We start from the raw sequence: 18,989 nt of genomic DNA, 5'->3' as shown, positions 1-18,989 counted from the left end.
GCGACGGGGAGAAGAACGCTAATCCACCCACTTCCCCGTTCGCTTGTGCCAGTCTGCGATCGACTCCTCCGGGTAAACATCGAAGACCTTGTCGCCCTTGCCGATATCCGGCTCGACCCAGTTCGCCTTGTATTTCAGCATCAGATGCACCTTCTCCGGCGGCTTCGGCAGGTCTGTGTCGATCGCCGAGGCGAAGGGGTGCACCAGCTCCGGCCAGGTCGGATCGTAGAGCCAGAGTGCCGTCCCGCATTTCGTGCAGAAGTTCCGCTCGCCGGTCGAGGTCTCGCGTTGCGGGTGCTCGTCGTCCTCGATCTCGGCGCGGTAGACGCCGAGATGGCGCTTGCCCTGGATTTTCAGCGTCTCGTAATCGGCGCCGAGATTGATGGCAAAACCGCCGCCGCCCTGCTGCTTGCGGCAGATCGAGCAGTAGCACAGCATGAACGGCACCGGCGTGTGGCTTTCCACCTCGAAACGCACGGCATTGCACCGGCAGGACCCTTTGAGCAGAAGCGGCATGAGAAACTCCGACGAAAGTGATTTGAACTTTGTCAGGATGGCGCCGGTTGCGGCGATGACAAGGGGAAATCCGGGTGACATGATCGCCGCATGGACAACGAGCGCATAGAAGAGCTTTTCGAAGGCCTCGGCCCGGTCAGCATCCGCAAGCTGTTCGGCGGCAAGGGCATCTATTTCGACGGCGTCATCGTCGCCATCGTCATCGGTGGCGAATTGATGCTGAAGGCCGACGCCGAAAGCGCCCCGGAATTCGAAGCGGCCGGCTGCCGGCAATGGACCTATACCGGCTCGCGCCACGGCAAGCTCGTGTCGATGCCCTATTGGAGCGTTCCCGACAGCGCATTCGACGATCCCGACGAGATGGCGATCTGGGCGCGCCGCGCCTACGAGGCAGGACGGCGCGCCGGCAAATAGGCTGCGTCATGCTTCGGCAATTCCGGGCCGCACTTCATGCCAGCTCCCGCGCCTCGGGCACGAGCGCCAGCGCTTCGGCAAAGCCAGCGCTGGTGAAGGCGGCACTCTCGACGACGAGCATCGCTGCGGCAATGCCTTCGCGCAGTGCCGCGCGCAGCGTCAGGCCGCGCAGCAGGGCAGCGATCGTGGCGCCTGCCAATGCGTCGCCGGCGCCGGCAGCATCGGTCCGCTTTTGCAGCGGCGGTGGCGAGATCGAGAACGCGCTCAATTCGTCGAAACCGAGCACTGGTTCGTCGCCGGCGGTGATCACGCCGCTTTTCAGCCCGGCGCGTCTCAGGCCGTCGACGATGCCTTGATCGATTTGGACGCCGGCGAGCACGCCGGCCTCGTGCCGGTTCATGAAGGCCATCGCCAGACGGTCGAGCACCGGCGTCAGCCGCGCCGCTTTGTTGGGCGAGACCGCAAGCGCAAACACCGGCTTGCCAGCGGCGAGTGCCGCTAGCCGCTCCAGCGCGGTCGACGGCAGGTTGGCGTCGCACAGCACCGCGTCGGCCGAACCGATCGCTTCCCGCACCTTGGCGCGGCGGATCTGCTTGGGAAGCGCCAGCTCGTAGAGCACCATGTCGGCAAGGCCGGCGATCAGCCCGCCGTCGCTGTCGATCAGCATCGTATGGCTTGGCGTTGCTCGGTCGAGGAACACCGCCGACAGGTCGGCAACGCCGGCCTCGGTGACGGCGCGTAAGACCGTGTCGCCAAGGGCATCGCCGCCGCGCACCGAAAGCAGCGAGGCCGAGACGCCGCGGCGCACCGCACAGCGCAAGGCGTTGAAGACGGCGCCGCCGACATGCTCGCGCATCGTGCCGGGGTTGGAAGCGGCCGCCACGAAGGCGCCGGCAACCCGGCCGCGCCGCTCGATATAGGCGCCGCCCACGGCCAGGATCGTCGGGGATTTGATCATGCCGTCAAAATGCCCTTTAGCTGTTGCCCGGGGAGACTAGGTCGCCGGGCGGAACCCTGCAATCGCGGGTCCGATTCGGTCGGTAACGGCAACGGCGCCGCACGCGAGGCGAGACACATCGGAAGCGATAATTGCGAAACAAAAATAGAACAAATAGGGATATGCGTTATTTTTCAAGCCCTTGGTGCTCATTGACAAATGAGAACAAATGAGGTACATTCTTTTAAGGATTGCGGGATTGTCCGGCCTCCATTGACGACCACGGGGTGATGTATCATGGCTCAGAATTCTTTGCGGCTTGTAGAGGACAAAGCGGTGGACAAATCAAAGGCTCTGGATGCGGCGCTGTCGCAAATTGAGCGTGCCTTCGGCAAGGGCTCGATCATGCGGCTCGGCGCGAACGAGCAGGTCGTCGAGATCGAGACGGTGCCGACCGGCTCGCTTGGGCTGGACATCGCGCTTGGCGTCGGCGGCCTGCCGCGCGGCCGCATCGTCGAGATCTACGGGCCGGAAAGCTCGGGCAAGACGACGCTGGCGCTGCACACGGTGGCCGAAGCCCAGAAGAAGGGCGGCATCTGCGCCTTCGTCGATGCCGAGCACGCGCTCGACCCGGTCTATGCCCGCAAGCTCGGCGTCGATCTCGAAAACCTTTTGATCTCGCAGCCCGATACCGGCGAGCAGGCGCTGGAGATCTGCGACACGCTGGTGCGCTCCGGCGCCATCGACGTGCTGGTGGTCGATTCGGTGGCGGCGTTGACGCCGCGGGCGGAAATCGAAGGCGAGATGGGCGATTCGCTGCCCGGCCTGCAGGCCCGCCTGATGAGCCAGGCACTGCGCAAGCTCACCGCCTCGATCTCGCGCTCCAACACCATGGTCATCTTCATCAACCAGATCCGCATGAAGATCGGCGTCATGTTCGGTTCGCCCGAGACGACGACCGGCGGCAATGCGTTGAAATTCTATGCCTCGGTCCGCCTCGACATCCGCCGCATTGGCTCGGTCAAGGATCGCGACGAGGTCGTCGGCAACCAGACCCGCGTCAAGGTCGTCAAGAACAAGCTGGCGCCGCCCTTCAAGGTGGTCGAGTTCGACATCATGTATGGCGAGGGCGTCTCCAAGACCGGCGAGCTGGTCGATCTCGGCGTCAAGGCGGGCGTGGTCGAAAAGTCGGGCGCCTGGTTCTCCTACAATTCGCAGCGTCTTGGCCAGGGCCGCGAAAACGCAAAACTGTTCCTGCGCGACAATCCCGACACGGCGCGCGAGATCGAGCTGGCGCTACGGCAGAATGCCGGGCTGATCGCTGAGAAATTCCTTGAGAACGGCGGCTCCGAAAGCAGCGATGACGGTTTCGAGGACGACGCTGGGGTGATGTAGGGCAAGCGACGCCTCGCTGAGCCTCAGCCAGGTTTCGATTTGATGTTTTGATTTTGAGTTTGCGTAATCGATGCGTTTCGAACCGCCGGCCCAGGGCCGGCGGTTCGCGTTTGACGGCGAGGCAGACGCATTTCAAGGCGCTGGTGAAAGCCGGGATTTGAGCCCATTTGGTGTTTCTGGACAGGCTGCGGTGCGACCGCTAAAAAGGCCATGTCTATTTTCCGCCGGCAGCCGGCGGTTCTCTCGAAAAGGCAGTATTCATGAGTGGCGTCAACGAGATCCGGTCGGCATTTCTCGACTATTTTCGCAAGGAAGGTCACGAGGTCGTCGCGTCAAGCCCGCTGGTGCCGCGCAACGACCCGACGCTTATGTTCACCAATGCCGGCATGGTGCAGTTCAAGAACGTTTTCACCGGTCTGGAGAAGCGGCCCTATTCGCGCGCCACGACTGCCCAGAAGAGTGTTCGCGCCGGCGGCAAGCACAACGACCTCGACAATGTCGGCTACACCGCGCGCCACCTGACCTTCTTCGAGATGCTCGGCAATTTCTCCTTCGGCGACTATTTCAAGGAGCGGGCCATAGAGCTTGCCTGGAACCTGATCACCAGGGAGTTCGGGCTGAAGAAGGACAAGCTGCTGGTCACCGTCTACCACACCGACGACGAGGCGGCCTCGTACTGGAAGAAGATCGCCGGCCTTTCGGACGATCGCATCATCCGCATCGCGACTTCGGACAATTTCTGGGCGATGGGCGACACCGGGCCTTGCGGGCCGTGTTCGGAGATATTCATCGACCGCGGCGAGCATATCTGGGGCGGCCCTCCCGGCAGCCCCGAGGAGGATGGCGACCGTTTCCTTGAATTCTGGAACCTGGTGTTCATGCAGTACGAACAGGTGACGAAGGACGAGCGCGTCGACCTGCCGCGTCCGTCGATCGACACAGGCATGGGCCTCGAGCGCATGGCATCCATCCTGCAAGGCGTTGAAAGCGTCTTCGAAACCGACCTGTTCCGCCACCTGATCGACGCTGCGTCGTCGGCGCTTGGCAAAGGTCCGGATGCGGGCACCGTCGCATCGTTCCGCGTCATCGCCGACCATTTGCGTTCGTCCTGCTTCCTGGTCGCCGACGGCGTGCTGCCGTCCAACGAAGGCCGCGGCTACGTGCTTCGTCGCATCATGCGCCGCGCCATGCGCCACGCGCAGTTGCTCGGCGCCCACGATCCGCTGATGTGGCGCCTGGTGCCGGCGCTGGTCCGCGAGATGGGCCAAGCCTACCCGGAACTGGTGCGCGGCGAACAGATGATCACCGAAACGCTGAAGCTTGAGGAAACTCGTTTCCGTAAGACGCTGGTGCGCGGCTTGGGCTTGCTTTCCGAGGCGACGGAAAAGCTGGCCTCCGGCGACATGCTGGATGGCGAGACAGCGTTCAAGCTCTACGACACCTATGGCTTTCCGCTCGATCTGACGCAGGATGCGCTGCGCCAGCGCAACATCTCGGTCAACCTTGCCGGCTTCACCGAGGCGATGGAGCGGCAGAAGGCGGAGGCGCGCAAAAGCTGGGCTGGTTCCGGTGAGGCCGCAACCGAGACGATATGGTTCGCGGTGCGTGAGGAGACCGGCGCCACCGAATTCCTGGGTTATGAGACCGAGCAGGCCGAAGGCCTCATCCAGGCGCTGGTCAAGGACGGCAAAACCGTCGACAGCGCCGGCAAGGGTGACGCCGTTGCCGTGGTTGTCAACCAGACGCCGTTCTATGGCGAGTCCGGTGGCCAGATGGGCGATACCGGCGTCATTTCGGGCGACGGGTTCTCGATCGAGATATCCGATACCCAGAAGAAGGCCGATGGGCTTTTCGTCCATCTCGGCAAGGTGGCTAACGGCACGGTCAAGACAGGCGCGACCGTCGAGCTGAAGGTGGACCACGCGCGCCGCTCCAGGCTGCGCGCTAACCATTCCGCCACGCATCTGATCCATGAGGCGCTGCGCGAGGTGCTGGGTACCCATGTGGCGCAGAAGGGCTCGCTGGTTGCGCCCGAGCGTCTGCGCTTCGACATCTCCCACAACAAGCCGATCTCGCCTGACGAGCTCGAAGAGGTAGAGCGCATGGCAAACGAGATCGTCGTTCAGAACGGCCCTGTAACCACGCGGCTGATGTCTGTCGACGACGCCATTGCCGAAGGCGCCATGGCGCTGTTTGGCGAGAAATATGGCGATGAAGTGCGCGTCGTTTCGATGGGCACGGGCTTGCATGGCGCCAAGGCCAACCGGCCTTATTCGGTCGAGCTATGCGGCGGCACGCATGTCAGGGCGACCGGCGATATCGGCTTGGTGCGCATCCTGTCCGACAGCGCGGTCGCTGCCGGCGTGCGCCGCATCGAGGCGTTGACCGGCGAGGCGGCCAGAAAGCATCTCGACGAACAGGACAAGCGGCTGAAGGCGGCCGCCGCAGCGCTGAGGATTTCGGCGGCCGATGTGCCGGCCCGCGTCGAGGCGCTGCTCGACGAACGCAAGAAGCTCGAAAAGGAGCTGACAGAGGCGCGCAAGAAGCTGGCGCTGGGCGATCGCTCGCCAGCCGGTGTGCCGGCGGAAAACGAAACCATTGCCGGTGTCGGTTTTCTCGGCAAGGCGGTATCGGGCGTCTCGCCAAAGGATCTTAAGCCGTTGGCCGATGCCGGCAAGAAGTCGCTCGGCTCCGGCATCGTCGTCTTTGTCGGCGCCGGCGAGGACAACAAGGCAAGCGTCGTCGTCGCCGTCACCGATGATCTGACCGGCCGCTTCAGCGCCATCGATCTGGTGCGCGTCGCGTCCGCGGCATTGGGCGGGCAGGGCGGCGGCGGGCGACCCGATATGGCTCAGGCCGGCGGCCCGGACGCCTCGAAGGCCGAAGACGCGATCGCTGCGGTGAAGGCGGCTCTCGAAGCGGCGTGAACCTGCACCCGGGGCGGCACGGCCGAAATGGCGCGTCGCCCAGTGGATATCTCTGAGGGCCGATATGCCGACGCTGACGATGTATCAGGTCGATGCCTTTGCCGAACGGGCCTTCCAGGGTAACCCTGCCGCCGTTCTCCTTTTAGAGGAATGGCTGTCGGAGCAGGTAATGCAGGCCATCGCCAACGAAAACAATCTTGCTGAAATCGCGTTTGTGCGGCCGAATGGCAAAGGTTGGGATTTGCGCTGGTTCACGCCGGTCCACGAAGTCGACTTCTGCGGCCACGCCACTCTTGCGGCCGCCCATGTGCTGGCTACGGAATACAATGGTCAGGGCGAAATGGCCTTCGCCACCCGGGTCGGCGAGCTGCGGGTTTCCCGGTGGGAAGGGGGCTATCAGCTCGATCTGCCTTGTTTTCCGCCGCAGCCCGTCGAGGAAGAGCTGAACTCGGCGCTGCAAGCGATATTGCCTCAGCGGCCGGTTGCGAGCTTCCGCAATTTCGAGAACCTGATTGTCGAGCTTGCCGACGAGACAACCGTGCGATCTTTCGTTCCCGATCTGCTCAGGATCGGACGTTTTCATCCTCTCGGCCTGGTTATTACCGCGCCTGGGCGAGCCCACGATTTCGTCTCCCGTTACTTCGTGCCTGGGGCGGGCATTCCCGAGGATCCGGTAACCGGCTCCATTCATGCGACGCTGGTGCCTTATTGGTCTGAAAAACTCGGCAAGATGCATCTGTCGGCATTCCAATGCTCGCAGCGCGGCGGGCATTTGCTATGCGAACTGGCCGGAGATCGCGTGCTGATCACAGGCCGTGCGAAGACCTTCATGAAGGCGGAGATCTACCTTCCCGATTGAGCGGCTTGCCAATTCGGTGGCTGCTTCGCCTGAGCCAGGTGTCCAGATCACGGTATGGCGTTAGGGCCGGGCGGCGGCCCGATGGCGCAGGGCAGTGGCCCCAAAGAGGCGGCGCTAGAACGGCATAGCGCTCATCAGAGATGCCTTGATGCCTTCAGGGCACGCGTCATTCGCGTCGAGTCCCCCCAGGTCGACAGCCAAATCAGGCAGTCGGTGGTAACGGAGATCGCTGCGCGCAGGCGGTTCAGCAACGGTCCAGGCGAGGTCAGCAGCTCTTCGGCGTGACGGAGATGGGCAAGCTCTTCTTCGCGGACGGACAGGATGATGCCGTGCAACTCGTGATCGCGTCCGGTGAGAAAGAACAGCTGATCATCGAGATGGCGGTGCACCGCCGCTTCGACAGCTGCGGTGCAGGCCCAGACGCCTTGCGGGCCGAGCAGGGCAGTGAGGAAACCCAGCAGCCAGCCGCCCCAGCTCCAGAATTGCATCACGCGACACGGTCGGGAATTTCGCAGTGGCATGGCTGCATGGAAAGACGCGCAATGGGTGCGCTCGTGCCCAAGCATCTCCGACAAAGACGGCACGCAGTCCGGCCAGAAACGCTTCGCGACAAGAATCTGTGCCGAATAGATTCTGATCGCGCCGTACTCGCCGGCGTGGTTGACTCTGACTATTCTGGCCACCGTCAGTGCGTCCTGGTGAGAGAGCTTGGCCATGAATGCGCTCGAGAGTTAAGTCAGCCTGCCGGCAACGCTCGCACGCGCCGCAATGCGGGTCCACCAATTCTGGATCTCGGCAAACTCGGCCAGCAGGGCTTGTCCCTCGGCGACCTTGACGAAATAGCCGATGATCGGTGCGGCGTGCAGGTCGGCCAGCGTCAGGTCCGTTCCCAATAGCCAAGGCCCTTCGGCTTTCAGCGAGGAGAGCGCCTGCAATGCCGTTCTTGCCTGCCGCAACCCGTTGGCGATCACGGCTTCGTCGGGCGACGTTTTTTCCAGCCGCTCGACAGCGATATCCCAGACCATGGTCCTGTAGGCGTAGGCGTCGAGCAGGCCGGTGATCTGGTTAAGGCGTGCTCGAGGCCGGGCTTCGACCGGCTGCAGCGCCGGGCCGCCAAAGGCTTCGTCGACATAACGGACAATCGCGCCGGTCTCGTAGAGGCGAAAGCCGTCATGCTCGAAGGCCGGGATGCGGCCGAACGGCTGGTGCTCGAAATACCAGCCGGGAATGCCGTCCGCGGCAAAGATGTCGACGGGCACGAGCTCGTAGCCGACGCCCTTTTCCTCCAGCACCAGCCGCACGATGCGTACATAGACGCTGTAGTCCGCGCCGTAGACGACGGGCTTGCCCATGCCGGTTGGGCTCAGGCCATCGCTTTCTGCAAATTCTCGTCGATCTTGTCGAGGAAGCCGGTGGTCGAAAGCCATGGCTGGTCGGGGCCGATCAGCAGCGACAGGTCCTTGGTCATGAAGCCGGACTCGACCGTCTGGATGCAGACCCTTTCCAGCGTCTCGGCAAAGCGCCTCAGTTCGGCATTGTCGTCGAGCTTGGCGCGGTGCGCGAGGCCGCGCGTCCACGCAAAGATCGAGGCGATCGAATTGGTCGAGGTCTCCTCGCCCTTCTGGTGCTGGCGATAGTGGCGGGTGACGGTGCCGTGCGCGGCTTCCGCCTCGACGGTCTTGCCGTCCGGCGTCATCAGCACCGAGGTCATCAGGCCGAGCGAGCCGAAGCCTTGCGCCACCGTGTCGGACTGCACGTCGCCGTCATAATTCTTGCAGGCCCAGACATAGCCACCCGACCATTTCAGGCTCGAGGCCACCATGTCGTCGATCAGCCGGTGCTCGTACCAGAGTTTCTTCGCTTTGAATTCTGCTTCGAACTCCGCTTCGTAGACCTCCTGGAAGATGTCCTTGAAGCGTCCGTCATAGGCTTTGAGGATGGTGTTCTTGGTCGAGAGGTAGACGGGGTAATTACGCAGCAGGCCGTAGTTCAGGGAGGCGCGGGCGAATTCGCGGATCGATTCGTCGAGATTGTACATGGCCATGGCGACGCCGGCGCCGGGTGCGTCGAAGACGTCGTGCTCGATCACCTGGCCGTCCTCGCCGACGAATTTGATCGTCAGCTTGCCCTTGCCGGGGAAGCGGAAGTCGGTGGCGCGGTACTGGTCGCCGAAGGCGTGGCGGCCGACGATGATCGGCTTGGTCCAGCCGGGCACCAGCCGCGGCACGTTCTTCATGATGATCGGCTCGCGAAAGATGGTGCCGCCGAGGATGTTGCGGATGGTGCCGTTCGGCGACTTCCACATCTTCTTCAGCTTGAATTCCTCGACGCGCTGCTCGTCGGGCGTGATCGTCGCGCATTTCACGCCGACGCCGTATTTCTTGATGGCATTGGCCGAATCGATGGTCACCTGGTCGTTGGTGGCGTCGCGGTGCTCGATGCCGAGGTCGTAATATTCGAGCTTGAGGTCGAGATAAGGGTGGATCAGCTTGTCCTTGATGAACTGCCAGATGATGCGGGTCATCTCGTCGCCGTCGAGTTCGACGACCGGGTTCGCCACCTTGATCTTCGCCATGGAAAGAATGCCTCACTTTTGGGGAACGGAACGGCCTTGCCCGCACGGCTGCCGGCCCTGGGATGCGGCCCGTATATCAAAGGCTTTTTGGCCGCGCAAACGGCGAACCGCGCCGTAGTGTCGGCATTCCTTGCGAAAGCTTCATTTTCGCCGCCAAATGTGGCAGGGGACTGCGAAATGCCGCAAACAGCAGTTCACTGACAACCATGGCCGCTACCCAGGATCCCGCCACCCCTCTTGCCTCCGGAACTCCAGCGTCCGGACCGGCGATCATCCTGGTCGAGCCGCAGCTCGGCGAGAATATCGGCATGGTTGCGCGCGCCATGGCCAATTTCGGCCTTACCGAGCTGCGGCTCGTCAATCCGCGCGACGGCTGGCCGAGCGAGAAGGCGCGTGCCGCCGCAAGCCGCGCCGACCACGTCATCGATGCAGTCACGGTGTTCGATGACCTCGCCTCGGCGATTGCCGATTTGAACTTCGTCTTCGCCACCACGGCGCGCGCGCGCGACAATTTCAAGCCGGTGCGCGGTCCGGTCGAGGCGGGCAGGGCGCTGCGCGCGCGGCAGCGGGCCGGCCAGCGCACCGGCATCCTGTTCGGCCGCGAGCGCTTCGGCCTCTATAATGACGAGGTCGGCCTTGCCGACGAGATCGTCACTTTCCCCGTCGATCCAGCCTTCTCCTCGCTCAACATCGCCCAGGCTGCCCTGCTGATGTCCTATGAATGGATGAAGTCCGGCCTGGAAGACGAGACCAGGACCAACTTCTCCGGCCCCGAAATGCCGCCGGCTGCCAAGGAAGAATTGCACGGCCTGTTTGCGTATCTGGAAGGTGCACTGGAGGCGCGCGGCTATTTCCGCCCGGCAGCGAAGAAGCCGAAGATGGTCGACAATTTGCGTGCAGTGCTGACCCGCCCCGGCTTTGCTGAGCCGGAGCTCAAGGTGCTGCGCGGCATCATATCATCGCTGGACAGGTTCTCGCCGGCCATGCCGCGCGGCGACGGATCGCCCGGCGACGATCCAAGGCGGCTCCCGGCGGCCGCGGCACGCGCTGCGAGGGCGAAAGACAAAGACTAGCCTCGGAACTGCCCATACCTCACCAGTAACCGAATGTTATTTGGTGTGATCCATTGTCTGGAAAACGATGGATCTTTCGATGTTCAATTCAAATATCGGGCGTCTTCGCTTTTTCTTCTATTCCGCGGCCCTGCTGGTTGCGGAAATCGTGACCTTTGTGCTGTGCGTCGTGCTGACCATCGGCATCGAGGGTTTGGCCAATTCGAAGCCCGGACCTTCCAGGGAAGGGCTGGCCGCGGCCGTTCTCGTTACCTCGCTGGTGATCGTTCTGTTCCGCGCGAATTTCGCCTGGCGTCGAAGCCGCGACGCGCAAGGGTCGGGTTGGATCCTTTGGTCCTATATCGTGTTCTCGACGCTGTTCGCGATCCTGCAGGCCGGCACTGTTCTTGTCGTAAAATTCGACGGCGAAGATTCGCATTCCGGCCTTAACCTGCTGGGATTAGCTCTTGTCGGGCTGTGGGCCGTCATCTTGGCGGCCAAGCCGGCGGGTGGCGGCTCTTCGGATATAGCGTCATCCCTGAGTTTCGACGATTTCGACCCGCCCGGGCCGCTGCGCGGCGCCGCCGCGCTCCATTCAGCGTCAGCCACCGGCGCGACGGCCCTGGCTCCAGCCTACGCCACGCGGGCCGCGCCGGTGCCGTCGAACCACCCTGCATCTCAACCTGCATCTCCGGCGAACGGCCGGCCGCGGCCCGGCGGCTTCGGCAAGCGCGGCCTTGTGTGACCGGCTCGCCGCATCAAGGCCATGATGCTTCCACATAGAAGCGGCCGGGATAAAGCATCATTGGCCGAAGCAGAAAGCATGGGCCGGGCCTTCCCTCGTGATCTCGTTTGTGATTCCCAGCCCTTAGTGATTCCCAGCCCTTAGTGACTCAATGACAATGACCGATCCATCGAGCGCCCGTCCGATCCTGATGTTCGATTCCGGCATTGGCGGCCTGACCGTGCTGCGGGAGGCGCGCGTGCTGATGCCTGATCGCCGCTTCATCTATGTCGCCGACGACGCGGCGTTCCCCTTCGGCGGCTGGGAGGAGCCGGCGCTGAGAACACATATCCTGGAGTTGTTCGCCAGGCTGCTCGACCGGTTTTCGCCGGCCATCTCGGTCATCGCCTGCAACACCGCCTCGACGCTGGTCATCGATGCCTTGCGCGAGAGGTTTCCCGGCCACCCTTTCGTCGGCACCGTGCCGGCCATCAAGCCGGCGGCGGAACGCACGCGCTCAGGCCTGGTTTCGGTGCTGGCTACGCCCGGCACCGTCAAGCGCCAGTACACGCGCGACCTGATCAGCAAATGGGCGCAGAAATGCCATGTCCGCCTGGTCGGCAGCGACAGGCTGGCTGCATTGGCCGAAGCCTATATGCGCGATGGTTTTGTCGACGAGGACGCCGTGCGCGCCGAGATCGCGCCGTGCTTCGTCGAGCATGACGGGCTGCGCACCGACATCGTCGTGCTTGCCTGCACCCATTATCCGTTTTTGGCCAACCGCATGCGCAAGACAGCACCGTGGCCGGTCGACTGGCTCGACCCGGCCGAGGCGATCGCACGCCGGGCGCTGTCGCTGCTTGCCGATACCGAGGCCCGCTATCGCAGAGAGGCACTGCCGGAAGGCGCCGACCTTGCATTCTTCACCTCGAACAGCGCCGATTTTCCGACGCGCCGGCTGATGCAGGGATTTGGCCTGGCGATATCCTGATCGCAGGCAATTTTCGCTTTGGGAACATCACACCGGACAATGCGTTTTCCTCTCATTGGAAACGGGAGAAACTATCATGCCAGCCACCTCAAAAGCCCAGCAGAAAGCGGCCGGCGCGGCATTGTCAGCCAAGCGCGGCGAGACCAAGAAGGGCGCGCTCAAAGGCGCGTCGAAGGGAATGTATAAATCCATGAGCGAAAAACAGCTCGAGGAATTCGCCGAGACCAAGCGCAAGGGCCTGCCGGAAAAGAAGTCGAAACACTGATCGACTGGCCATTCTGACGGCGGATGCCGGTCAATAAAAGGCCCGCGGCTGAGCCGCGGGCCATGAAGTCTCAACGGGCGAGGACGAAAATTACCAGTTCCAGCCCCACCCGCAGCGCCGCACTTTGTAGCGGATCACCTTGCGATGACCGTGCCGCCACACCACCTTCTTCTTGACCACGATGCGGCAGACCTGGTGATGCCTGTGCCCATGCCAATGCCGGGCCTGCGCCGGCTCGGGCGCGACCGCCATCGTGCCGGCCATCACCGCGGCGCCTACCAACGTAAGGAAGAACTTCTTCATGCGAATTCCAGCTCCTCTGACTTCAGTCCCTTCCTGATGCCGCTGGCGCAACCTCCCGCCACATCCGGCACGTTCTACAACCGTAACACTATCCGGTTCGGCGATTCGCGCCAGCCGGAAGCTTGACAGCGGTTAAATCTCCGTTTAACCAGCCCACCAACACCGGGCCGCAATGCCCGGTGGTTTTCTTTATGTGTGCAAGACGTTTGGGAAGCCGGTTTTACTTTCCCTATGTCTTGTTTGAAATGACGTGTCCCGTGGGTTTTCCGTCGCGTTGCGTGGAAAACCCTGTCAGGTCTCGAAAACGGAGGCCAGAGGAGGGCGCGTTTCCTTCACCCGGACCATGAGGTTCCGGGTGCATTGTTTTGAAAGGGAATGCGATGAGCAAGCGCGAATCCGCGAAGTACAAGATCGACCGCCGTCTTGGCGAAAACATCTGGGGCCGCCCGAAGTCCCCGGTCAACAAGCGTGAATACGGCCCCGGCCAGCATGGCCAGCGTCGCAAAGGCAAGCTTTCCGATTTCGGCCTGCAGCTGCGCGCCAAGCAGAAGCTGAAGGGCCACTATGGCGACGTTTCGGAAAAGCAGTTCCGCAAGGTCTATGAAGAGGCGGACCGCCGCAAGGGCGACACCTCGGAGAACCTGATCGGCCTGCTCGAATCGCGCCTCGACGCGGTCGTCTACCGCGCCAAGTTCGTGCCGACCATCTTTGCGGCGCGCCAGTTCGTCAATCACGGCCACGTCAACGTCAACGGCAAGCGCGTCAACATCGGCTCGTACCGCTGCAAGCCGGGCGATGTCATCGAAGTGCGCGAGAAGTCGAAGCAGCTGGTCATCGTGCTGGAATCGGTGGGCCTGGCCGAGCGCGACGTGCCCGATTATATCGAGGCCGATCACAACAAGATGACCGCGGCTTTCACGCGCATCCCCGGCCTGGCGGACGTTCCGTTTGCCGTGCAGATGGAACCGAACCTGGTCGTCGAGTTCTATTCGCGCTGATCGGCGCGTTCGTCGCGATACAATCGAAGGCCGCCCGTCGAGGCGGCCTTTTCTTTTTCGTTCCTTTTCCACGGCGTGATTCCGAAATCGATTTCGGTTTCCGGTCCGATGCGCTACTGCGGGCGGCAACAGGATCTTGGGGCCGACGCGCCATGAATATGCTGCCAGACGCCGAAACACTCGAACCGGTCGCCGATACCGAAGGCGGCTTTCATCCGCTGTTTGCCGATGTGCCGTCCTCCGTCGAGTTCAACAAGCTGCGCAAGCGGCTGTTGCGGCTTGCCCGCCAGGCGATCGACGATTTCGCCATGGTGAGACCCGGCGACCGTTGGCTGATCGCTCTGTCGGGCGGCAAGGATTCCTACGGCCTGCTTGCCGTGCTGCTCGATCTCAAATGGCGCGGGCTGCTGCCGGTCGAGCTGTTGGCCTGCAATCTCGACCAGGGCCAGCCGAACTTTCCCAAGCACATATTGCCCGATTATCTCGATAGATATGCCATTCCGCATCGCATCGAATATCAGGACACCTATTCGGTGGTCACCGACAAGCTGGCCGAGGGCAGCACCTATTGCTCGCTGTGCTCGCGGCTGCGGCGCGGCCATCTCTATCGCATTGCCCGCGAGGAGGGCTGCTCGGCGCTGGTGCTCGGTCATCACCGCGAGGACATACTGGAAACCTTCTTCATGAACCTGTTCCATGGCGGACGCCTCGCCGCCATGCCGCCGAAGCTGCTCAACGACGAAGGCGATGTCATGGTGCTGCGGCCGCTCGCCTATTGTGCGGAAGCCGATCTCGAGAAATTCGCCGGCGCCATGAAGTTCCCGATCATTCCGTGCGATCTGTGCGGTAGCCAGGAAGGCCTGCAGCGCAACGCCATGAAGGCGATGCTCGACGACATCGAGAAGCGCATGCCCGGCCGCAAGGACACGATGATCCGCGCCATGACCAATGTGCGGCGTTCGCATCTGCTCGACAGGAAGCTGTTCGATTTCGCCGCCCTCAACGAAACCCTCACCACCAGGCGTCCCGATGACATTTGACGATAGCGCGATCGACTGGCTTGCCGACCTTCTGTCGGAAACCGCCGTCGCCGAGATCATGCCGCGCTTTCGCCGGTTGAGCGAGGGCGACGTCCGTCGCAAGACCTCGGCCGCCGATCTCGTCACCGAGGCCGACATCAATGCCGAACGGCGCATCACCGCCAGGCTGCGCCAGCGTTATCCCCACGCAATGATCGTCGGCGAGGAGGCCTGCTCCGACGACCCGACGCTGCTCGACGGTCTCGGCGATGCCGAACTCGCCTTCGTCATCGACCCGGTCGACGGCACCTTCAACTTCGCCTCCGGCGTGCCGCTTTTCGGCGTCATGCTTGGCGTCGTGATCAAGGGCGAGACGGTCGCCGGCATCATTCACGATCCCGTCGGCAAGGATTGGCTGATCGGCGTTAGTGGCGCCGGCAGCCATATCCGCCATGCCTATGGCGATCTGGAAAAGGTCCATGTCGCCAAACCGGCGCCGATGTCGGAAATGACCGGTGCGGTCTCATGGCACTATGTGCCCGAGCCGGACCGCTCACGTTTGGCGCGCAACCAGACCAAGTCGCTATCGCAGTTCAATTATCGCTGCGCCGCCCACGAATACCGCCTGCTGGCCAGCGGCCACGGCCATTTCGTCGTTTACAACAAGCTGATGCCTTGGGACCACTTGGCCGGCGTGCTGATCCATGCGGAGGCCGGCGGCCATGCCGCGCGCTTCGACGGCAGCGCCTATCTGCCGTCGCATGTCGGGGGTGGCCTGCTGGTCGCGCCGGACCGCGAGAGCTGGCGGGAGCTGCGCCGCGAGCTCTGGGCAGAATAGCTCTTCGCTGCCAAAGTTGTCCAATCTTGTGCGAAACCGGAGATCTCGAATGAAACCTCGGTCCGCAATTGTTGCAACGGCCTTTGCCCTTGCCTTGGTTGCCGGTGTCAATGAAGCAAGCGCTGGGGAACGCGCATGTCGCAGTCCCGACTCCGTCGACACCATAGACGAGATGTTCTCCGCGATCTTCGCCTGTTGGAAGCCGCCGCGCGGAACCGCGGGCATGACCCTGACACTGCAGTTCTCAATTCGCCGAAACGGCACGCTTATCGGCAAGCCGCGCGCCACCTACTCCCATCTAGGGGACGATGGTCCGCTCAACCGAGCCTTCGTGGCTTCCGTCCTCGAGGCGCTCGACAAGGCTCTCCCACTGCCCGTTTCGGACAGTATGGGTGGAGCAATCGCAGGACGTACGCTGTTCCCTCGCTTCACCGCGGTCAGTGAGGGTGCATCCTAGGCGCACGCGCAATGTGCATTAAACCGGCGGGTTATGCGGCTGGAACAGTCTGCCGCGCTCGGCCAGCAGGATCATCAGCAGCGCCGCCACCGACACGCTGCAGAACCCGGCGGCCAGCGGCGTCACCGTGCCGTTGAAGGCTTGGCCGATCAGCGTGCCGAGAATGCCGCCAAGAAATGTCTGCATGAACCCAAGGATCGACGATGCAGTGCCGGCCAGGTGCCCCAGCGGCTCCATGGCAAGCGCGTTGAAGTTCGCGCCAAGCGCGCCGAACGGGACCATGGCGCAGGCAAAGAAGGTAATGAAGAGCCAGAGCGGCATCTTTATTTCGATGGAAACGACCAGCCAGGCAAGGCTGATGGCCAGAAACAGCAGCAACGCGCTTTGCGACAGGCGGCGCATGCCGATGCGGCCGACGAGGCGCGAGTTGAGGTAATTCGAAAAAGCAAGTACGCCGGCAACCCCCGCGAAGATGACGGGGAACATCTCGCCGACATTGAATACGCTGACATAGATTTGCTGGGCCGAGGCGATGAAGCCGAACATGGCGCCGAAGATGAAGGTGCTGGCAAAGGCGTAGCAGAGCGCGATGCGGTTGGTGAGAACGATGCGGAAGCCGCCGATGATGGAGGACAGCGTCAGCGGCCGGCGATATTCGGGGTGTAGTGTCTCGGGCAGGCGCAGCAGCGACCAGGCGGACACGATCAGCGCGCCGGCTGCCATGGTGACGAAGATCACATGCCAGGTCGCAAACAGCATGATGAACTGGCCGATACCGGGCGCCACCACCGGAATGGCCATGAACACCATGAAGATCAAGGACATGACTTCGGCCATGCGCCTTCCGTCGAACGTATCGCGCACGATCGAGACGGCAATGACGCGCGTCGCCGCCGCACCGATGCCTTGCACGGCCCGGCATAGCAGAAGCGTGGTGAATGACGGGGCGATTGCCGCAGCGCCGGCCGCCAGGACGTAGATCACCAGCCCTGCGACAAGCGGCGCGCGGCGCCCGAAGCGGTCCGAGATCGGTCCGAAGAACAGCTGTCCGCCGCCAAAGCCAAGAATATAGGCGGTGACCACATATTGCCGGTGGTTTTCATTTTCGATGCCAAGCGAAGCGCCGATCTGCTGCAGCGCCGGCAAAATAATGTCGATGGCAAGCGAATTGAGCGCCATCAGCGCCGCGCACAGCGCAATGAATTCCCAGCGCGGAATGGGCAAGGTGCTTGCCTTTTGCTGCGCTTGTGCTTGCTGATCCAAGGCCAGTCCGATCCTCAAACGAAAATGCGCCGGCTGGCCGACGCATCCATTCGTTGATTGCCCGATAGCGGGCAGAACTTTTTGCCAAGGTGGGGGCTGCCCCGGCGCTTAGCGCATGACCCCCGAAAATCGCAGGCGGAAGGTCATACGCAGAAACAGAAGTCAGGCGGCGCCTTTGACGCTGACGCCCTTTTCGACGAGGAAGGTCTGCAATTCGCCCGCCTGGAACATCTCGCGGATGATGTCGCAGCCGCCGACGAACTCGCCCTTGACGTAGAGCTGCGGGATGGTCGGCCAGTTGGAATAGTCCTTGATGCCTTGCCGCAGTTCGGCCGACGTCAGCACGTCGACGCCCTTATAGTCGGCGCCGATATAGTCGAGGATCTGCACGACCTGGCCGGAAAATCCGCATTGCGGGAAGCCGGGCGTGCCCTTCATGAAGAGAACGACGTCGTTGCCCTTCACTTCATTGTCGATGTAGTCGTTGATGCCGCTCATGGAATACCCTTTCATGCCTGTGGGAGTCAGGCTCGAACATTACCCTTCAAATAAACCCATGGGTTGCGCGAAACAAGGTGTTTGCCGCCTTGCCATGCAAATGGCGCAAAGGAACGTCTGATCTTGGGCCAAGAGCGTTGGCCACCATCTTTCCCGAGGCGCGATGAAAAGACGATATCTCGCCGGGTTCGTCCTCGCCGTTCTGGTCGCCGCACTGTCCTTGATCTGGTGGGCCAGGTCGCCGAGACAGCCATCTCTCGTCGTCGGCGGTGAATTACCGGCGCCGTGCCGCGACGCGAGCTTCGAGGCGGTCGCCTATGTCGTCTGCGAAATCGATCTGCGCCACTATGACATCGGTGTGTTCCACGCAGGCCTTGACGGCAAGGCTTTCGGTTCACTGGACAAATTCGACAAGGCGATGGCGGATCATGGCCGGCCGGTGCTGCTCGCCATGAACGCCGGCATGTATCACCAAGACCTGACTCCGGTCGGCCTTCTCGTCGAAGACGGCCGGGAGAAGGCGCCGATCAACGTCGCCGACAGCGAAGGGAATTTCTTCCTGAAACCGAATGGCGTCTTCCTGGTCCGGAAGGACGGCAAGGCGGCGGTCATGGAGACAAGCGCCTATGCTGCGACCAGACTGGACGTGATGTTTGCCACGCAATCCGGCCCGATGCTGGTGATCGACGGCCGGCTTCATCCCCGCTTCGAGCAAAACGGCACATCGCGCTATATCCGCAATGGCATCGGCGTGCGTGACGAAAACACTGTCGTGCTGGCGATCTCGCGCTCTGAGGTCAGCCTCGGCAGCTTCGCGCGACTGTTTCGAGATGTGCTCGATTGTCCCAACGCGCTTTTCTTCGACGGGGTCGTTTCGGCGCTGTCGAACGGCGAGCGGATGATTGTGGGTGGAAGCTATCCGGTCGGGCCGATCATCGCCGTGTCGGCGAAAAGGTGA

21 protein-coding genes are annotated in these 18,989 nt (G+C 62.6%); 13 read left to right on the top strand and 8 right to left on the bottom strand.

Going from position 1 to position 18,989, the window contains the following annotated elements; genetic code table 11:
• Window positions 1-18: 18 nt before the first annotated feature.
• Entirely contained in the window at window positions 19-516 is a 498-nt protein-coding gene (locus NKH33_RS07310) for a GFA family protein (RefSeq protein ID WP_352918672.1), read from the bottom strand.
• Window positions 517-606: 90 nt separating this feature from the next.
• On the opposite strand from NKH33_RS07310, the gene NKH33_RS07305 reads away from it, so the two are divergent.
• Complete coding sequence (locus NKH33_RS07305; RefSeq protein WP_352501573.1) at window positions 607-930, top strand: TfoX/Sxy family protein; 324 nt, start codon at window positions 607-609, stop codon at window positions 928-930.
• Window positions 931-964: 34 nt separating this feature from the next.
• Here the strand turns inward: NKH33_RS07305 and NKH33_RS07300 are convergent, their stop codons facing one another.
• Entirely contained in the window at window positions 965-1,888 is a 924-nt protein-coding gene (locus NKH33_RS07300; protein ID WP_352918671.1) for a PfkB family carbohydrate kinase, read from the bottom strand.
• Window positions 1,889-2,164: 276 nt separating this feature from the next.
• On the opposite strand from NKH33_RS07300, the gene recA reads away from it, so the two are divergent.
• The 3 genes from recA (at window position 2,165) to NKH33_RS07285 (ending at window position 7,048) form a co-directional block, all read left to right on the top strand.
• On the top strand, window positions 2,165-3,262 hold the full coding sequence (gene recA, locus NKH33_RS07295) for a recombinase RecA (RefSeq protein ID WP_023674696.1): 1,098 nt from the start codon (window positions 2,165-2,167) through the stop codon (window positions 3,260-3,262).
• A gap of 260 nt (window positions 3,263-3,522) precedes the next feature.
• Window positions 3,523-6,189: an alanine--tRNA ligase gene (gene alaS, locus NKH33_RS07290; RefSeq protein WP_352918670.1), complete on the top strand. Its 2,667-nt coding sequence runs from the start codon at window positions 3,523-3,525 to the stop codon at window positions 6,187-6,189.
• A 64-nt stretch (window positions 6,190-6,253) separates the two neighbouring features.
• A complete protein-coding gene (locus NKH33_RS07285; protein WP_352918669.1) occupies window positions 6,254-7,048 on the top strand; it encodes a PhzF family phenazine biosynthesis protein in 795 nt (264 codons plus the stop codon).
• Between the two features lie 134 nt (window positions 7,049-7,182).
• Here NKH33_RS07285 and NKH33_RS07280 read toward each other — a convergent pair whose 3' ends face one another.
• Genes NKH33_RS07280 through NKH33_RS07270 form a run of 3 tightly spaced genes read right to left on the bottom strand, consistent with a single transcriptional unit; the run spans window position 7,183 to window position 9,623 of the window.
• Window positions 7,183-7,764 carry a demethoxyubiquinone hydroxylase family protein gene (locus NKH33_RS07280; RefSeq protein WP_352918667.1) on the bottom strand — a complete coding sequence of 194 codons (582 nt, stop codon included), beginning with the start codon at window positions 7,762-7,764 and terminating at the stop codon, window positions 7,183-7,185.
• A gap of 15 nt (window positions 7,765-7,779) precedes the next feature.
• Window positions 7,780-8,400, bottom strand: a complete 621-nt coding sequence (locus NKH33_RS07275) for a glutathione S-transferase family protein (protein WP_352918666.1) — start codon at window positions 8,398-8,400, stop codon at window positions 7,780-7,782.
• 11 nt (window positions 8,401-8,411) lie between these two features.
• The gene (locus tag NKH33_RS07270) at window positions 8,412-9,623 is read right to left on the bottom strand and encodes an NADP-dependent isocitrate dehydrogenase (protein ID WP_292659842.1); all 1,212 of its coding nucleotides are present in this window, start codon (window positions 9,621-9,623) and stop codon (window positions 8,412-8,414) included.
• Between the two features lie 206 nt (window positions 9,624-9,829).
• Between NKH33_RS07270 and NKH33_RS07265 the strand changes: the two genes are divergently transcribed.
• From NKH33_RS07265 to NKH33_RS07250, 4 genes are all read left to right on the top strand, one after another.
• Window positions 9,830-10,696 (top strand): RNA methyltransferase, encoded by an 867-nt coding sequence (locus NKH33_RS07265; RefSeq protein WP_352501579.1) that lies wholly within the window; start codon window positions 9,830-9,832, stop codon window positions 10,694-10,696.
• Between the two features lie 79 nt (window positions 10,697-10,775).
• Window positions 10,776-11,420: a DUF805 domain-containing protein gene (locus NKH33_RS07260; RefSeq protein WP_352918665.1), complete on the top strand. Its 645-nt coding sequence runs from the start codon at window positions 10,776-10,778 to the stop codon at window positions 11,418-11,420.
• A 157-nt stretch (window positions 11,421-11,577) separates the two neighbouring features.
• The gene (gene murI, locus NKH33_RS07255; protein WP_352474637.1) at window positions 11,578-12,390 is read left to right on the top strand and encodes a glutamate racemase; all 813 of its coding nucleotides are present in this window, start codon (window positions 11,578-11,580) and stop codon (window positions 12,388-12,390) included.
• A 76-nt stretch (window positions 12,391-12,466) separates the two neighbouring features.
• Window positions 12,467-12,655 (top strand): DUF3008 family protein, encoded by a 189-nt coding sequence (locus tag NKH33_RS07250; protein WP_023674705.1) that lies wholly within the window; start codon window positions 12,467-12,469, stop codon window positions 12,653-12,655.
• 90 nt (window positions 12,656-12,745) lie between these two features.
• On the opposite strand, the gene NKH33_RS07245 is transcribed toward NKH33_RS07250, so the two are convergent.
• Entirely contained in the window at window positions 12,746-12,958 is a 213-nt protein-coding gene (locus NKH33_RS07245) for a hypothetical protein (protein WP_023674706.1), read from the bottom strand.
• Window positions 12,959-13,338: 380 nt separating this feature from the next.
• Here NKH33_RS07245 and rpsD point away from each other — a divergent pair, with 380 nt between their 5' ends.
• The 4 genes from rpsD (at window position 13,339) to NKH33_RS07225 (ending at window position 16,270) form a co-directional block, all read left to right on the top strand.
• Window positions 13,339-13,956: a 30S ribosomal protein S4 gene (gene rpsD, locus NKH33_RS07240; RefSeq protein ID WP_023717376.1), complete on the top strand. Its 618-nt coding sequence runs from the start codon at window positions 13,339-13,341 to the stop codon at window positions 13,954-13,956.
• Between the two features lie 152 nt (window positions 13,957-14,108).
• Window positions 14,109-14,996, top strand: coding sequence for a tRNA 2-thiocytidine(32) synthetase TtcA (gene ttcA / locus NKH33_RS07235; protein WP_352474638.1), 888 nt, complete (start codon window positions 14,109-14,111; stop codon window positions 14,994-14,996).
• Window positions 14,986-15,813, top strand: coding sequence for an inositol monophosphatase family protein (locus NKH33_RS07230; RefSeq protein WP_352918663.1), 828 nt, complete (start codon window positions 14,986-14,988; stop codon window positions 15,811-15,813). Before ttcA ends, NKH33_RS07230 begins: the two co-directional genes overlap by 11 nt.
• A 49-nt stretch (window positions 15,814-15,862) precedes the next feature.
• Window positions 15,863-16,270, top strand: a complete 408-nt coding sequence (locus NKH33_RS07225) for a UCP034077 family protein (protein ID WP_352474640.1) — start codon at window positions 15,863-15,865, stop codon at window positions 16,268-16,270.
• An 18-nt stretch (window positions 16,271-16,288) separates the two neighbouring features.
• On the opposite strand, the gene NKH33_RS07220 is transcribed toward NKH33_RS07225, so the two are convergent.
• Together NKH33_RS07220 and grxD are read right to left on the bottom strand one after the other, a co-directional pair.
• Window positions 16,289-17,488, bottom strand: coding sequence for a multidrug effflux MFS transporter (locus NKH33_RS07220; protein WP_502897046.1), 1,200 nt, complete (start codon window positions 17,486-17,488; stop codon window positions 16,289-16,291).
• Between the two features lie 207 nt (window positions 17,489-17,695).
• Complete coding sequence (gene grxD, locus NKH33_RS07215; RefSeq protein WP_023674712.1) at window positions 17,696-18,031, bottom strand: Grx4 family monothiol glutaredoxin; 336 nt, start codon at window positions 18,029-18,031, stop codon at window positions 17,696-17,698.
• Window positions 18,032-18,194: 163 nt separating this feature from the next.
• On the opposite strand from grxD, the gene NKH33_RS07210 reads away from it, so the two are divergent.
• Window positions 18,195-18,989, top strand: coding sequence for a phosphodiester glycosidase family protein (locus NKH33_RS07210; protein WP_352918662.1), 795 nt, complete (start codon window positions 18,195-18,197; stop codon window positions 18,987-18,989).

The sequence above is a fragment of the Mesorhizobium sp. M1182 genome (assembly GCF_040318335.1).
GTDB lineage: Bacteria > Pseudomonadota > Alphaproteobacteria > Rhizobiales > Rhizobiaceae > Mesorhizobium.
This window is presented reverse-complemented; position numbering and strand designations above follow the sequence as displayed.

Excerpts from the sequence above, each read along its gene's own strand:
- NKH33_RS07250 (WP_023674705.1), top strand. The coding sequence starts at position 12,467 with ATGCCAGCCACCTCAAAAGCCCAGCAGAAAGCGGCCGGCGCGGCATTG.
- NKH33_RS07310 (WP_352918672.1), bottom strand. The coding sequence starts at position 516 with ATGCCGCTTCTGCTCAAAGGGTCCTGCCGGTGCAATGCCGTGCGTTTC.
- grxD (WP_023674712.1), bottom strand. The coding sequence starts at position 18,031 with ATGAGCGGCATCAACGACTACATCGACAATGAAGTGAAGGGCAACGAC.
- NKH33_RS07210 (WP_352918662.1), top strand. The coding sequence starts at position 18,195 with ATGAAAAGACGATATCTCGCCGGGTTCGTCCTCGCCGTTCTGGTCGCC.
- NKH33_RS07270 (WP_292659842.1), bottom strand. The coding sequence starts at position 9,623 with ATGGCGAAGATCAAGGTGGCGAACCCGGTCGTCGAACTCGACGGCGAC.
- murI (WP_352474637.1), top strand. The coding sequence starts at position 11,578 with ATGACCGATCCATCGAGCGCCCGTCCGATCCTGATGTTCGATTCCGGC.
- ttcA (WP_352474638.1), top strand. The coding sequence starts at position 14,109 with ATGAATATGCTGCCAGACGCCGAAACACTCGAACCGGTCGCCGATACC.
- NKH33_RS07280 (WP_352918667.1), bottom strand. The coding sequence starts at position 7,764 with ATGGCCAAGCTCTCTCACCAGGACGCACTGACGGTGGCCAGAATAGTC.
- NKH33_RS07230 (WP_352918663.1), top strand. The coding sequence starts at position 14,986 with ATGACATTTGACGATAGCGCGATCGACTGGCTTGCCGACCTTCTGTCG.
- recA (WP_023674696.1), top strand. The coding sequence starts at position 2,165 with ATGGCTCAGAATTCTTTGCGGCTTGTAGAGGACAAAGCGGTGGACAAA.
- rpsD (WP_023717376.1), top strand. The coding sequence starts at position 13,339 with ATGAGCAAGCGCGAATCCGCGAAGTACAAGATCGACCGCCGTCTTGGC.
- NKH33_RS07275 (WP_352918666.1), bottom strand. The coding sequence starts at position 8,400 with ATGGGCAAGCCCGTCGTCTACGGCGCGGACTACAGCGTCTATGTACGC.
- NKH33_RS07260 (WP_352918665.1), top strand. The coding sequence starts at position 10,776 with ATGTTCAATTCAAATATCGGGCGTCTTCGCTTTTTCTTCTATTCCGCG.
- NKH33_RS07265 (WP_352501579.1), top strand. The coding sequence starts at position 9,830 with ATGGCCGCTACCCAGGATCCCGCCACCCCTCTTGCCTCCGGAACTCCA.
- NKH33_RS07245 (WP_023674706.1), bottom strand. The coding sequence starts at position 12,958 with ATGAAGAAGTTCTTCCTTACGTTGGTAGGCGCCGCGGTGATGGCCGGC.
- alaS (WP_352918670.1), top strand. The coding sequence starts at position 3,523 with ATGAGTGGCGTCAACGAGATCCGGTCGGCATTTCTCGACTATTTTCGC.
- NKH33_RS07285 (WP_352918669.1), top strand. The coding sequence starts at position 6,254 with ATGCCGACGCTGACGATGTATCAGGTCGATGCCTTTGCCGAACGGGCC.
- NKH33_RS07225 (WP_352474640.1), top strand. The coding sequence starts at position 15,863 with ATGAAACCTCGGTCCGCAATTGTTGCAACGGCCTTTGCCCTTGCCTTG.
- NKH33_RS07300 (WP_352918671.1), bottom strand. The coding sequence starts at position 1,888 with ATGATCAAATCCCCGACGATCCTGGCCGTGGGCGGCGCCTATATCGAG.
- NKH33_RS07305 (WP_352501573.1), top strand. The coding sequence starts at position 607 with ATGGACAACGAGCGCATAGAAGAGCTTTTCGAAGGCCTCGGCCCGGTC.